The organism is Dehalococcoidia bacterium, from assembly GCA_025054935.1.
Lineage (GTDB): Bacteria > Chloroflexota > Dehalococcoidia > SpSt-223 > SpSt-223 > JANWZD01.
Genome location: JANWZD010000008.1, coordinates 26,400 through 40,949, shown reverse-complemented (window position 1 = coordinate 40,949; position 14,550 = coordinate 26,400). Strand labels below are relative to the sequence as shown.

10 protein-coding genes and 1 riboswitch are annotated in these 14,550 nt (G+C 66.7%); of the genes, 3 read left to right on the top strand and 7 right to left on the bottom strand.

The window, feature by feature from the left end; all coding sequences use genetic code 11:
• Positions 1 to 8: 8 nt before the first annotated feature.
• Positions 9 to 3,545, bottom strand: a complete 3,537-nt coding sequence (locus tag NZ773_09860) for a ribonucleoside reductase class II (protein MCS6802228.1) — start codon at positions 3,543 to 3,545, stop codon at positions 9 to 11.
• Between the two features lie 47 nt (positions 3,546 to 3,592).
• Complete coding sequence (gene nrdR / locus NZ773_09855) at positions 3,593 to 4,099, bottom strand: transcriptional regulator NrdR (protein ID MCS6802227.1); 507 nt, start codon at positions 4,097 to 4,099, stop codon at positions 3,593 to 3,595.
• A gap of 791 nt (positions 4,100 to 4,890) precedes the next feature.
• Here nrdR and NZ773_09850 point away from each other — a divergent pair.
• On the top strand, positions 4,891 to 6,270 hold the full coding sequence (locus NZ773_09850) for an amidohydrolase family protein (protein ID MCS6802226.1): 1,380 nt from the start codon (positions 4,891 to 4,893) through the stop codon (positions 6,268 to 6,270).
• Positions 6,271 to 6,300: 30 nt separating this feature from the next.
• Positions 6,301 to 6,918, top strand: coding sequence for a cysteine hydrolase (locus NZ773_09845; GenBank protein ID MCS6802225.1), 618 nt, complete (start codon positions 6,301 to 6,303; stop codon positions 6,916 to 6,918).
• Here NZ773_09845 and NZ773_09840 read toward each other — a convergent pair.
• Positions 6,911 to 7,582 carry an LON peptidase substrate-binding domain-containing protein gene (locus NZ773_09840; GenBank protein ID MCS6802224.1) on the bottom strand — a complete coding sequence of 224 codons (672 nt, stop codon included), beginning with the start codon at positions 7,580 to 7,582 and terminating at the stop codon, positions 6,911 to 6,913. The genes NZ773_09845 and NZ773_09840 overlap by 8 nt on opposite strands.
• A gap of 185 nt (positions 7,583 to 7,767) precedes the next feature.
• Here NZ773_09840 and NZ773_09835 point away from each other — a divergent pair, with 185 nt between their 5' ends.
• Positions 7,768 to 8,967 (top strand): DEAD/DEAH box helicase, encoded by a 1,200-nt coding sequence (locus NZ773_09835; GenBank protein MCS6802223.1) that lies wholly within the window; start codon positions 7,768 to 7,770, stop codon positions 8,965 to 8,967.
• Here the strand turns inward: NZ773_09835 and NZ773_09830 are convergent, their stop codons facing one another.
• The 4 genes from NZ773_09830 to ahcY form a co-directional block, all read right to left on the bottom strand.
• Positions 8,968 to 11,715 (bottom strand): HAD-IC family P-type ATPase, encoded by a 2,748-nt coding sequence (locus tag NZ773_09830; GenBank protein MCS6802222.1) that lies wholly within the window; start codon positions 11,713 to 11,715, stop codon positions 8,968 to 8,970.
• A gap of 156 nt (positions 11,716 to 11,871) precedes the next feature.
• A complete protein-coding gene (locus NZ773_09825; protein MCS6802221.1) occupies positions 11,872 to 12,435 on the bottom strand; it encodes an NUDIX hydrolase in 564 nt (187 codons plus the stop codon).
• Entirely contained in the window at positions 12,432 to 12,947 is a 516-nt protein-coding gene (locus NZ773_09820; protein MCS6802220.1) for a hypothetical protein, read from the bottom strand. Before NZ773_09820 ends, NZ773_09825 begins: the two co-directional genes overlap by 4 nt.
• Positions 12,948 to 13,031: 84 nt before the next feature.
• The gene (gene ahcY, locus NZ773_09815) at positions 13,032 to 14,450 is read right to left on the bottom strand and encodes an adenosylhomocysteinase (GenBank protein ID MCS6802219.1); all 1,419 of its coding nucleotides are present in this window, start codon (positions 14,448 to 14,450) and stop codon (positions 13,032 to 13,034) included.
• Between the two features lie 19 nt (positions 14,451 to 14,469).
• A riboswitch (S-adenosyl-L-homocysteine riboswitch) is annotated at positions 14,470 to 14,546 on the bottom strand.
• Between the last annotated feature and the right edge of the window lie 4 nt (positions 14,547 to 14,550).

Sequence of the window (14,550 nt, the reverse complement as noted above, 5' to 3'; positions counted from 1 at the left end):
GGAGCGCCTCAGCACTCCGTGTAGCCGCACGCCTCACACTTCTTGCAGCCTTCCATCATGAAGAGCGTGCTGCAGCCACACTCGGGGCAGAGATTGCCCGTCGCCTTCACGTGGACGGCGACCGCCGCTTGTGCCTGCGCGGCTTCGGCGGCGTGGCCGTTGCCGGGGGCCGCCGCGCCGTTGCCGCCGAGACGCGCCGCGGCAACGGGCCGCGTCTCCGGCACGACCGGAACCGGACGCTCCTCGCCGAGATGCAGTTCGATCGCCTTCGCGACCGCATCGGGAAGCGAGCGCACTTGATTAGGCCCGAGGCCAACGGAGCGGCTCCCGCCGATGCCGCGAAGCTGGTTGGCCACCTCGCGCGCGCGCTCGTTCGGCGGCAGCGGACTGGCCATCCGCAGGGTGAGGCTGACGAGGCGGCCTAGCGCTTCGGCGAGCGCGGCGATATCGCTGCCGGCCTTGCCGACGTTGATGAACACCTCGTACAGGCCGTACTCATCGCTGTTGAGGGTGACGTTCACCTTCCCCTCAGGAGCGACGATCTGCCGCGTGTAGCCGGCAACGACGCTCGGCCGCGGGCGGATGCCGCTCTTGCCCGCCGGCACGCCCAGTCCCCAGAGCGCCTCCGCTTGGGCGGTGAGCGCCTTTGCCTGCTCGGCCTCGCTCGGCGCGGCTTCGGCCGGCTTCTTCTCGGCGCTGCCGACGTGGAGCACTTGCGCTGCTTCGCCCTTGCAGCCATCGCGGAAGACTGTGATGCCGAGGCAGCCCAGCTCATAAGCGAGGCGGTACGCCGACGCGACATCGGCACGGGTCGCCTCATGCGGCAAGTTGATCGTCTTGCTCACGGCGTTATCCGTCCAGCGCTGCCACGCCGCCTGCATCCGGACATGGGCTGGAGGCGCAATCTCGTGCGCCGTGACGAGGACGCGCTTGATACGCTCGGGCACCCCCTCGATCTCGCCGATTGTGCCGTGGAGCGCGATCTGTTCGCGCAGTTCATCAGTCAGCAGCCCGTGCGCCTTCAGCACCGCCTCGGCGACCGGATTGACGAAGGTGAGCAGCCGATTTTGTCCCGGCGCCTTGTGGCGATAGGCGAGCGCGAAGAGCGGCTCGATGCCGGAGCTGCAGCCGGCGATAATGCTGATGGTGCCGGTGGGCGCGATCGTGGTGACCGTGCTGTTGCGCTTCGGCGCGCCATTGGCGTAGATGCTCCGGCTCCAGTTCGGGAAGGGACCGCGCTCGACCGCGAGGCGCTCGGTCGCCCGGTGGCCAGCATCGTGGATTGTGCGCATGATCCGGTCCGCCAGCTCGAGCGCTTCGTCGCTGTCATACGGAACGCCAAGCGCGATCAGCAGGTCGGCCCAGCCCATCACGCCGAGGCCGATGCGCCGGTTCGCCTTCACCGCCGCGTCGATTTCAGGCAACGGGTAGGGGTTGACGTCGATGACGTCGTCAAGGAACCGAACACAGTCCGCAACGACTGCCTCGAGCTCTTCCCACGCGATGCGGCTTGCGGGCGGCTCATCCCAAGGACGGGCCGGGTCAGCGGGCGGCCGCACGAACGCAGCAAGATTGATCGAGCCGAGATTGCACGCTTCATTCGGGGCGAGCGGCTGCTCCCCGCAGTTGTGCACCACGAGGCCGTTGGCGACGAACGAATGCGTGCGCGGCTCGGTCAGGTCGTACACCTCTTCGATGCCGTCGGGGATGAGCGACGCGAAGCGGGCGTAGAAGCGCTCACGAGGCAGCTGACGCCCGGCGAGCTGGCTGCTGAGTGCGCGCTGCTTGCGGTCCGACAGAAAACCGATGCTGCTCGCAAAGCGGTGAAGGTTATCGTTCGAGATGACAAGTTCGTGAGTGGCGCTCTCCCCGCTGCTATCGGGCAGCGGACGGCCCGCCGCCTGCCCGCGATGGGGAAAGAGCGCCGACGCGATCCCGAAGTTGAGCAGCAGCCGCTGCACATCTTTCAGCAGGCAATCGCTGGACGAAACGAGCCGGACCGAGACCCCCTCGGCATGGCCGGTGACGTCGCCGTCGGCGGTGAAGAGCGCCTGCAAAAAGCCGCGTTGCATCTCCTCCGCGCCGGTCAGCACGCTCTCGGGCACCTGCTGCGTCGCTCCCGGCACCACCCCATGCTCGGCGGCGAGCCGCAAGAGGTACGCCGAACGGACGCGCGCCTCGTCGCGGTCGGCGATCACGGCGACCGGAGCGTCCTCGCCGTGGCGTCCGCCTTCCCCGGCGAGGACGCTGCTGGCCATCCGCTCAGCAGCGCGCGGAGCCTGCTCGCGCTCCGCCTCGCCGAGGACGGAGAGCATGGCGGGGTCGACGGCGAGCGCCGTCTCGCTCACAAGCCAGCCGAGCACGCGACCGAGAGTGAGCGAACCGCCCGTTCCGAAGCCGCCGCGATGCGAGAGGAGCCGGATCTCGTCGCCCGGGCAGAGATCGGCGGCCGCTACCCAGCCGCGCCGGGTCATCACGCGATGGTCTGCCGTCAGCCGCACCTCATAGCCCTCAACAGTCTGGAGGCGGAAGACGGGCCTGACGCCCGTGGAGAACGCCGGGGTCGCCGGCGCAAAGCCGTCCTCGACGGCGACTGCCGCCGCGCGCCCAGAGGCGACGAGGTCTGCCATCCGCTCCAAGCCGCGGTCGGTGTAGACGAGCGTATCCCCCGTGACACAGGGGTTGGTCGCCTCGATCTGCCAGACGGCTGGCGTCGGATTGGCGGGCGAGTTGTTGATCCGGTCGATGAACACCACCCCGGGGTCGCCCGTCGCCCACGCCGCATCAACGAGCCGATTGAAGACCTCGACCGCCGAGAGGCGCCCCACTTCCTTGCCCGTGTCAGGAGCGATCAGGGCGTAGTCGCTCCCGCTCTCGAGCGCCTTCATGAAGGCGTCGGTGATGGCGACTGAGATATTGAAGTTCGTGATGCCGCCGTCCCGCTTGCAGTCGATAAATTCGAGGATGTCGGGATGGTCGACGCGCAGGATGCCCATGTTCGCGCCACGCCGCGTTCCGCCCTGCTTCACCGCTTCGGTGGCAGCGTCGAAGACGCGCAGGAAGCTGACCGGGCCGCTCGCTTTGCCGCCCGTCGTCGAGACGACGGCATCCTTGCTGCGCAGCCGGCTGAAGGAGAAGCCCGTCCCGCCTCCCGACTTATGGATGATGGCGGCGCGCTTGATGCTCTCGAAGATGCCTTCCAAGCTGTCTTCGACCGGAAGGACATAGCAGGCCGAATACTGGAGACCGTTGCCTTTTCCCGCGTTCATGAGGGTAGGGGAATTCGGCAGAAACACCCCGCGCACCATCAAGCGGTAGAAACGCTCGGCGCTCGCCCGCACGGTCGCGTCGTCTGCGCCATGGAGATACTCTGCCTCGGCGATCGCGCAAGCGACGCGCCAGCAGGCTTCCTCGGGGGTTTCGACCACCTGCCCCGTCGCATCTTTGCGCAGATAGCGCTCCCGCAGCACTTTCAACGCTGCTTCGGTCCACCTGCCTTCTTCGGCAGGACGGGGCCATTTCGGGACGATCGCAGCAGTGGGCATAGACACTCCTTCCCCAATTCTCTCAGAGAGTTCCGGATTGCGCGAGGTTAGGAACTGGCGGAAGCGCGCTGGCCGGCAGCGGCCAGCGCTCCGGCCGTGGGGGCAGGCAGCTCCCCTGTCAGCGCGCCGATCTCCGCTTGGAGCGCAGCGAGGTCGGGAAACTGCCGATAGACCGAGGCGAAGCGGACATAGGCGACAGCGTCGAGGCGCGCTAACTGCTCGAGCACAAGCTCGCCCACAAGGCTGCTCGGCAGTTCTGCTTCGCCGCGCGCGAAGAGGGCCGCTTCCACTGCCGCGACCGCTTGCTCAATGGCCTCTGCCGCCACTGGCCGCTTGGTGCACGCAAGCTGAATGCCGCGCAGGAGCTTGTCCCGGTCAAACGGCTCACGCCGGCCATCTTTCTTCACGATCAGCACGGTGGGCTGGACAAGGCATTCGCGGGTGGTAAAGCGCTGCCCGCACGAGGGACAGACCCGCCGGCGGCGGATCATCCCGGCCCCCTCTCGCGAGGAGATAACACGGCTATCGCCTTGATGGCAGAATGGACAGCGCACGAGCTACCCTCGACCACATCTTGACAGTTTTTATCCAGCCAAGCGCCATATCTGGCACATGGCAAGGGAGAACGATACCAGGTCCTTTCCCTCTTGTCAACAGGCAAGCGGCCTATTTAGGCCCGTTTTTCTCTCCTCCCACAACTTCTTGTAGAACCGAGTGGAATCCGCGATCGCCGACCCTGCAGCGTGGCGCGCACGGTCTCGCCGAGCAGCCGCTTGATCGATCGCGCCGAGGCGACGTAGAACTGCGCGGGAGGAAGGCGCAATGGCGGAGCGGCACCGGGAAGCGGGTCGCTTGAAGCGCAGCTGCGGCTGGACCGCAAAGCCTAGCTGCGCGTTCGTTGTCGCCGACCGTGGCGCGCTCCGGTTCGAGAACCCTGCCACCTCGGGCATCGAGCCGATGCCCAAGCCGGCTCTCTGCGCGGCCAGCCCGAAGCGAACGGCACCAGCACAGTCCGGGTGGCTGGTCTGGGCGGCAAGATCGGCCGGAGCATGCTCCCGTTCGGCAGCCCGGGCCTGTTTATCGCCGCGGCGACCTAGCAATTGCCCGGCGCGAGCATGCGTTCATCCGCCCGCTCGGGAAGCGCAAGGCGACCGACCACGCCGAGCTCGCCGGGCACGGCACGAGCATACCGCTCAGCATCCGCCCCAACGCACGGCCCGCTCTCTGCCGAGCAGCCGGCCGACGGCACCCCGCGTTTGCCCCACGGCTGTGCCCGCGGGGACACCTATCGAGCTCACGACCCTCCCCCTCTGGGAGGGCGCCAGAACAAGCGATGGAGGACGGGATGACGCATGTCGACACCGTGGTAGCGGGCGGAACAGTCGTGCTGCCTGACGGCAGCGAGCAGCGGGCGGACCTCGGGATTGCGGACGGACGGATCGCCGCGATCGCGGCGCCGGGCACGCTCACCGGCGCAACCACGATCGATGCCGCCGGGCGGTACGTGCTGCCCGGCCTCGTCGACCCGCACCTCCATATCGGGCTCGGTCAGGGGCTCGCCGACTGGGAGACAGAAACGCGCTCGGCGGCCGCCGGCGGCGTCACCACCGTGCTCACCTATCTGATGTCGGGCGAGGATTACTTTCCCATCTTCGCCGAAGCGCGGGCAGCCGCTGACCGGATGGCGTTCGTCGACTACGGCTTCCATGCGGTGCCCTGCTCGCCCCAGCATCTCGCCGACCTCGGCCGCTATGTCCGCGAGGCCGGCATCGCGTCGTTCAAGTTCTTCACCAGCTTTCGGGGCGACGAAGGCGCCTATCTCGGCATCACCGGAACGGACGACGGCTACCTCTACCGCTACCTTCAGGAAGTCGCCCGTCACCCCGGCGCCATCGCCTGCATCCATCCCGAGAACATCGAGATTGTCTGGCAGCTGCGCGCGCAGCTGCAGGCGGCCGGCCGCGATGACCTCGCCGCGTGGGACGAATCCCGCCCCGCCATCGTCGAAGCGGAATGCATCCTGCGCGCAGCCTACTATGCCAAGCAGACCGGCTGCCCGGTCTACTTCGTCCACATCAGCGGCGCTGAGGCGCTCGACGCCGTTCGCTGGATGCGCGCCCGCTACCCCGGCCATCCCATCGCCGCCGAGACCTGCCCCCACTACCTCACCCACACCAAAGACTCGCCCCTCGGCTCCCTCGGCAAGGTGAACCCGCCGCTGCGCGCCCGCGCCGATATCGATGCCCTCTGGGAAGGGCTCGCTGACGGCACGCTCGACACCGTCGGCTCGGACCACGTGCCGCGCCGGCGCGCCAAGAAGACGGGGTCGATCTGGACAGCGAGCGCCGGCTTCCCCGGCACGGCCTCCATCCTGCCGGTGCTGCTGAGCGAGGGCGTCCACCGCCGCGGCCTCTCGCTCGGGCGTGTCGCTGCGCTGACGGCGGCCAATCCCGCGCGGCTGTTCGGGCTCGGCGCGACCAAGGGCAGCATTCGCCTCGGGGCCGACGCCGATCTCTGCCTCATTGACCTCGACCGCGAGCAGGTCGCCGACGCCGCCATCTTCCAGAGCAGCGCTGACTATTCGCTCTACGACGGCTGGACGCTCAAAGGCTGGCCCGTGATGACGATCCTGCGCGGACAGGTGATCATGCGCGACGGGACAGTGGTCGGAACGCCGGGTGCCGGGCGCTATCTGCATCGAGGCGGCGCAGCCCAGGCCGCCTGAGCCACTCTGCCCTTAGAAGAGGGGGAAACGATGACCGTGACACGGCCGGTTTTGATGGTGATGGACATGCAGCGCGACTTCTGCGACCCCAACGGCGCGTACGCCCGGCATGGCTTCGACGTGGCAGCGGTGCAGCCGCTCATCCCCCGCATCGCCCGCGTAATGAACGCCTGCCGGACACACCGCATCCCGATCGTCGCCACCCAGCTGACCGTCCTCACCGACCTCGACGGCAAGGCGATGGGGCTTGGCCATCTGCGCCAGCTCCGCCCTTGGCTGGAAGAAGAAGGATTTCGTGCCGGCACGCCCGGCCATGCGCTCGTCGCCGACCTGCCGCCGCCCAACTATCTCGTCCGCAAATGGGGCTATTCGGCGATGTATCAGACAGAGCTCGAGAAGATCTTGACCGCCCTCGGCATCGAGACACTCGTCTTCACCGGGATCGCAACCAACGGCGTCGTCGAAGGCACCGCCCGCGACGCCATCATGCGCGGCTGGCACGTCGTGACCCTGACCGACTGCGTCGCCAGCTTCAGCCAAGCGCTGCACGAGGCGTCGCTCAAGAACCTCGCCAACATCGGCACCCTCCTCACCAGCGACGACTTCCTCGCTGCCCTCGCGCAGCAGCGCGCTCCGAGCGTCAGTTGAGGGAGCGGGGGCGAGCAATCAGACGGTTGCGATCTTCGACCGAGAGCGCCCCGAAGCGGAGGAAGGTGAGCTCGCGGCGCAGGATCTCCGCCTCAGCAGCCAAGCGGGAGACCGTGCTCGGCTGCTCAAGAAGCGCCTGCTTCTCCGTCATCGCGATCGGCAGCGTCGCGGCGACAAACCACGCCAGCGCCTCGGGGTCCGTGGGCACCTCGATCGCATCGAGCTTGCCATTGCTCATCTCGCGCAAGCGCTCGACGTAGGTTTCAAACAGCCCGTGCACTTCGCTGGCGCGCGTGCCGAGTTCGTCGGCCGGGCCAACCAGATCGGGCTCGAGCTGGACGCGCGCCACGAGATAGGGGCGCTCCTGCAGGATCGTCAGGACTCGAAACCGCTCTAGCCCAATCGCGGTCAAATCGTAGCGGCCATCCGGCTTCTTGACATGCTGGCTGATGCTCGCGACCGTGCCGACCTCATACGGGACTGCCGGTTCGCCTACTTCCTGCCCTTCGCGGATCAGCACCACACCGAACGGCAGGTTCTCCTCGATGCAGCGGCCAATCATCAAGCGGTAGCGCGGTTCAAAAATATGGAGCGCGATCTGGCCGCCGGGGTAGAGCACCGAGTTAAGCGGAAAAAGCGCCAAATCGAGGATTGCGCCGGCCATTCCTCTCTCCTTGTCAAGAGAGTATAGAAAAAACTGCCCAAACCGGATAGTTGCAGCATGCTTGGCCGCATCGATATACTGAAAGAAGATGAGAGCACAACCGAGAGCGGCGAGGGGGACGAGCGCAGGGCGGCTCGTCCCTTTTTTCTTCTCTCAGCCGCGCCGAACGACCTTGGAAGGACCAAGTGATTGCTTTGCCTGAACATCCGCTCACTGCGGCAGACTATCGTCTCTCTGCTCCGCAAACGGGAACCTTCGGCGACCTGACCCTCAGCGCCCCTGTCGCGCGCGCGCTCCGCGAGATGGGCTACCTCGCTCCGACCCCGATCCAGCGCGAAGCGATCCCGCCGTTTCTCGAAGGCCGCGATGTCGTCGGCCGCGCCAAGACGGGCACCGGCAAGACTGCCGCCTTCGGCATCCCAATCGCTGAAAAGATCGATCCGCGGCGGCCCGGCGTTCAAGCGTTGGTTCTTGTCCCCACGCGCGAGCTCGCCCGCCAAGTAACCGACGATCTCACGCGCATCGGCAAATACCGCGGCATCAAGGTGCTCGCCGTCTACGGCGGCGACTCGATCGCCAAACAAATCCATGCCCTCGACCAGGGGGTGCACGTCATCGTCGGCACCCCCGGCCGGATCATCGACCACCTCACCCGCGGAACGATCACGTTCCGCGACGTCCGCATCGTCATCCTCGATGAATGCGACGAAATGCTCGACATCGGCTTCGCCGACGATATCGAGACGATCCTGCGCCGCACCCCGAAGAGTCGGCAGACGGGGCTGTTCTCAGCGACGATCCCGCTGTTCGTCCGCAAGATCGTCTGGCGGTACATGAACGACCCGGTTTTCGTGGAGATCGACCCCGACCAGCCGGTTGTTGAGCAGATCGACCAGATCTACTACGAAGTGGCCGAACGCGACAAAACGCGCGCGCTCGTCGAACTGCTCGACGAAATGACGGGCGATGAGCGCATCCTCATCTTTCGGCGCACCCAGCGCGGCGTCGATACCTTGACGCGCGACCTGTGGGACCAAGGGTTCCTTATTCAGGCATTGCACGGCGGCATGAAGCAAAGCGAGCGCAACCGCGTCATGGATGCCTACCGTGCCGGCTCTCTTCCCCTCCTCGTTGCCACCAACGTTGCGGCGCGCGGCATCGACGTCGAGGGCATCACCCACGTCTTCAACTTCGATATGCCCGACAATGTCGAGGAGTACATCCACCGCATCGGCCGGACCGCCCGCGCCGGACGGACCGGCACGGCGATCTCCTTTGTCGGCGAGTGGGACTTCCCCATCCTTGAGCAGATCCGCCAAAAGGTCGGCAACCGGCTCCGGCGGGGCGAGCTGAAGCTCTACGCGCCGCGCTCGAAAGCGTCGTGATCAGGCTGCTTCGCGGGCGAGGCGGCTCGCGATCGCCTTCTCGACTGTGATGACCGGCACAATCAGGAACGCCACCAGCACCGCCTCCAGCAGGCTCATCAGCGAGAGCGGCGCCGTCCCAAACAGCACATTCATCACCGGCAGGTAGATGAACCCGGCTTGCAGCGCCAGCAGCACGCCGATGCCGACGTAGACCCACGGATTGCTGAACAGGCCGATCGAGAAGATCGAATCCCGCAGCGAGCGCGACTGCAGCAGATAGAAGACCTGGAACAGCGTTACCGCCGTCACGGCCATTGTCTGGGCCTCGCGCAGGGCCACGTCCGGCGCGATCCCGATCCCCACTTCGCTGAAATACTGGACGAGAAAGAGCCCGAGCGTTCCGCTCGCGATCAGCAGGGCGACAAGCACCGTCCGAAAGGCGACGAAACGGTTGAAGACCGGCGCGTCCGGCCGGCGGGGCGGGCGGCGCATGATATCTGGCTCCATCGCCTCAACGGCGAGCGGGAGCGCCAGCGTCACCGCCGAGACGAGATTGATCCAGAGGAGCTGGGTCGGCAGCATCGGCAACAGCGCGTTGCCTCCCTCGATGGGGAAGAAGACGACCGCGACGAGGAAGATCAGCGCAAAGGCAAGGTTTGTCGGCAGGATGAACGCGAGCGACTTGACCAAGTTGTCGTAGGCGCGCCGCCCTTCTTCCACCGCGGCGGCGATGGTGGCGAAGTTGTCGTCGGCGAGGACGATGTCGGCCGCTTCCTTCGAGACGTCCGTTCCGGTGATGCCCATCGCAACGCCGATATCCGCCTGCTTGAGCGCGGGCGCATCATTCACCCCGTCGCCCGTCATTGCGACGACCTCGCCTTGGCGCTGGAGCGCGCGCACGAGGCGCAGCTTGTGTTCGGGCGCAACGCGGGCGAACACGTTTGCCGTCCGAACGACGTCGACCATCTCGTCATCCGACAGCCGTTCCAGTTCGGCGCCAGTCACCGCGCGGTCGCCCGCGTCGGCCAGCCCTAACTGCCGGCCGATGGCGAGCGCGGTACTGGCGTGGTCCCCGGTGATCATCTTGACCGTGATCCCTGCGCCGTGACAGGCGGCAACCGCCGCGATCGCTTCCGGCCGCGGCGGATCGATCAGCCCTTGAAGGCCGAGGAAGACGAACCCGCCAGCGACATCCTCCTCGCTCAGGGCGGCGAGAGGCGCCGCCGGCACTTTGGCAGCGAGCGCCAGCACCCGCAGCCCCTGCGCTGCCAACGCCTCGACCTGGGCGGCAATCTGTGCGGCATCAAGCGGCGCGCCGGCACCATCCCGCGCCGCCCGCTGCAGAACGACTTCGGGCGCCCCCTTCAAGTAGATCACCTGCCCGCCGCTCGGTGTCGCGTGGAGGGTCGCCATGAACTTGCGCTCAGACTCGAAGGGGATAGCATCGAGCCGCGGCCAATCCCGGCGCAGCGCCGCGACATCGCCGAGGATCTTCCGCGCGGCGACCTCGAGCGCGGCCTCGGTCGGGTCCCCCGTGATCACCCACTTGCCGTCCTTTTGCTGCACCGTCGAGTCGCTGCAGAGTGCGCCGGCGCGCGCGAGCTCGGCCACATCGTCCGGCGGCGCGACCGACTGATCGTTATGGAGCAAGGCGCCCTCCGGGGCGTAGCCAGTGCCGGTCAGACGGTAGTGGCCGCTCGGCGCCCAAAGGTGCTGCACCATCATCTCGTTGCGCGTGAGGGTGCCGGTTTTATCGGAGCAGATGACGGTTGCGCTGCCGAGCGTCTCGACCGCCGCCAGCCGGCGGACGATCGCGCGGCGCGCGGCCATCCGGCGGACCCCGATCGCGAGGACGATCGTGATCACCGCCGGCAGTCCTTCCGGGATCGCGCCGACCGCAAGCGTAATCGCCGCGAGGATAGCGTCCACCGCCGGGTAGCCGCGCAGCAGCCCCGTCGCGAACAAGAGCGCCGAGACGATCAGGATCGCGACCGTAATCCAGCGGCTGACCGCCGCGATCTGTTTCGTGAGCGGCGTTTCGATCTCGGTCGTCTCGCGAAGCATGGCCGAGATCCGCCCAAGCTCGGTGCGCATGCCCGTCGCGACGACGACCGCCGTCCCAACGCCTGAGGTGACATACGTGCCGGCAAACGCCATGTTGCGCCGGTCACCGAGCGGCGTGTCCGGCGGCAGGGGCGCTGTCTCTTTCTCGGCCGGCACCGACTCGCCCGTGAGCGCCGCTTCCTCGACGCGCAGCCCACGCTCGACGACCAGCCGCACATCTGCCGGCACGCGGTCGCCCGATTGGAGCAGCACGATATCGCCGGGCACGAGCTCAGCGGCGGGCACAGTCACCTTCTCTCCGTCGCGCAGGACAGTCGCCGTGTCAGGCGTCATCGCAGAGAGGGCGGCAATCGCCTTGCCGGCACGATACTCTTGGACAAAGCCGATGATGGCGTTGACGACGACAACGGCGAGCACGACCGCGCCATCAATCCCTTTGCCCGTCGCAATCGCGAGCGCCGCCGCGCCGAGCAAGACGAACACAAGCGGGTTGTTGATTTGCCGCCACAGGATGTGCAGAACCCCGTCCCCGCGCGCCGGCGCAAGAACGTTGGCTCCGTAGCGTGCCCGGCGGCGCTCCGCCTCGGAGGAACGCAGTCCTTCGAGGGAACTGGCAAAGGCCGCCAGAACAGCAGAAGCTTCGAGAGCGTGAGGCGGTAAGGACGCCTCCGGGGGTGCGTCGGGATCTCGCGTCAGAGTCATGAGCGCTTCCTTCGTCGGGGGTGTTTCCCCAAAACAGTACGATGTTCTGTGCCGGCTGAGAAGAGCAGCGCTTCCTCGGGATCTTGGGAAGAATGTCCTCCAAGCCCCGCGCAGCCTCGCACCGCCGGCGCCGGGGAAGACGACCGCGGGAGGCGGCTACTCCCCGCGCTGATGTTCGCGGCCAAGCACCCGCGCGGCGCGGTACAGCCCGACAAGACTTGGCGAGTCGATGATCTCGCTGCGGTCAGCGAGGGCAAGCGCTTCGGCGAGAGGGACAAAGCGCAGGACCAGCCGTTCAGTGCCTTCGGGACGGGCAGGCCCGCGATGGAGGCCCTGAGCAAGGAACAGATAACCGATCTGGGTCGAGAGGCCGCCCGAGAATGCGAAGCGGCCGAGCGAGACCCACCGCTCGGCGGCCAGTCCCGTCTCCTCCGCCAGCTCGCGCTTGGCGGCCGCGAGCGGGTCTTCGCCGGGGTGCACGCCGCCGCTCGGGATCTGCAGCAGCTCCCGCCCGAGCGGGTAGACAAACTCGGCAATGAGCGCGACGCGGCCCTCATCGTCGAGCGCCACGACCGCCGCGTTGTCCTCCGGCTCGACCACGCCGTAGATCCCCGGCTGGCCGTCGGGGCGAATGACCGAATCTTCATAGACCCGAAGCCAGGGGTTGCGATACACCTCGCGGCGAGCGAGCACTCGCCACGGGCCGCGCTGGCCGATCACGCCGCGCGAGAGCGCATCGCCGCTTGGACTGCCCAGATCGCGGCGACAGCAAGGACAAGATCACCGGGCGACACCCAGCCGTCCCCGGGAAGCGGGAGCCAGGCAGCGAGGAACGGCGCCGCCACGAAGTCCGGCAGCGCGATCAGCGGCACGCTCGCCGCAAAGGCCGCTGGCCGGACGACATAGGCGTACCCGCCGTTCGCCAGCAGATAGCCGGCATTCATCCCGATGCCGAGCAGCCAGAGCGGAAGCGGCTGGAACACCGTTCTGTTGAGCAGCGCAATGACCAGCAGCCCCGCGATCGTCGCAAATGCTGCCCACGGCAGCGCCGGCTCGAGCAGCGAGAGCGGCGCAAGCCGCGGCAAGACGACGAGGTCCACCGCGAGCAGGCCGAGCGCAAGCGGACCGCCGCGAATGGAGAGGTCGAGCAGCGCTTCCAGTCGGCCGCGACGCGCTACTCCGAGTGCGATGCCGACGGCAGCAACTGCAAGCCAGAAGACGATCACCGACACGCCTTCAGTCTAGCGATCGTCCTGCCTTCTTCCAAGCAGCTGCCGCTGGCCGAGCAACGGCAGCGCAACCGAGGAGCGCCCCGGTTAGTACCGATAATGGTCCGGCTTATAGGGGCCTTCGCGGTTGACGCCGATATAGCGCGCCTGCCGATCGGTCAGTTCGGTCAGTTCGGCGCCGAGCTTCTTGAGATGCAGCCGCGCCACCTTCTCATCGAGGTGCTTCGGCAGGACATGGACGCCGACCGGGTATTTGTCGGGGTTGGTCCACAGCTCGATCTGCGCAATCACTTGGTTGGTGAAGGAGGTCGACATGACGAAGCTGGGATGGCCGGTGCCGCAGCCAAGGTTGACCAATCGCCCTTCAGCTAGCAGGATGATGCGGTGGCCATCCGGGAAGATCACATGGTCGACCTGCGGCTTGATGTTCTCCCAGCGGTATTTCCGCAAGCTGGCAACGTCGATCTCGCTGTCGAAATGGCCGATGTTGCAGACAATGGCGTTGTTCTTCATCCGCGCCATATGGTCGTGCGTAATCACATCGACGTTGCCGGTGGCGGTGACGAAGATATCCGCCTTGTCGCAAGCGTAGTCCATCGTTACAACGCGGTACCCTTCCATCGCCGCTTGAAGCGCGCAGATCGGGTCGATCTCGGTCACCCACACTTGCGCACAGAGTGAACGGAGCGCTGCTGCGCTGCCTTTCCCCACATCTCCATAGCCGCAAACGACTGCGATCTTGCCCGCGATCATCACATCGGTCGCGCGCTTGATGCCGTCGATCAGCGATTCGCGGCAGCCGTACAGATTGTCGAACTTCGACTTCGTCACCGAGTCGTTGACATTGATCGCCGGGAAGCCCAGCTGGCCTTCGGCATGCATCCGATAGAGCCGCTTGACCCCCGTCGTCGTCTCCTCGGTCACGCCGCGGATCGCAGCCTTCCGCTTCGAATAGTAGTGCGGGTCCTTGTCGAGATGGCGGCGGATTGCGGCGAAGAGCGCCGCCTCCTCGTCGTTCGTCGGGTGGGAGATGCAGCTGCGGTCGCGCTCCGCCTTCGCGCCAAGATGGATGAGCAGCGTCGCATCGCCGCCATCATCGAGGATCATGTTGGCATAGAGGCCGTCGCCGAAGTCGAAGATCCGGTGGGTGAACTCCCAGTACTCATCGAGCGACTCGCCTTTGTAGGCAAACACCGGTGTGCCGGCGGCGGCGATCGCGGCGGCGGCATGGTCCTGCGTCGAGAAGATGTTGCAGGATGCCCAGCGAACCTCTGCGCCGAGCGCCTGCAGCGTTTCGATCAGGACCGCGGTCTGGATCGTCATATGCAAGCTGCCAGCGATCCGCGCGCCGCGCAGCGGTTTCAGGTCGGCGTACTCCTCGCGGATCGCCATCAAGCCCGGCATCTCCGTCTCGGCGATCGCGATCTCTTTGCGCCCCCATTCGGCCAAACTGAGATCGGCGACGTAGTAGTCGGTGAACGACTGGGAGACGACGGCGGAAGACATCACGCCCTCCTTCACGAAAAGGTCGTGAGCGCCGTTAGCGAGTGACTACGGCTTCGAGCCTGGCGGGCACGGCCCGTTGCAGCGCTCCTCGAAGCGAACA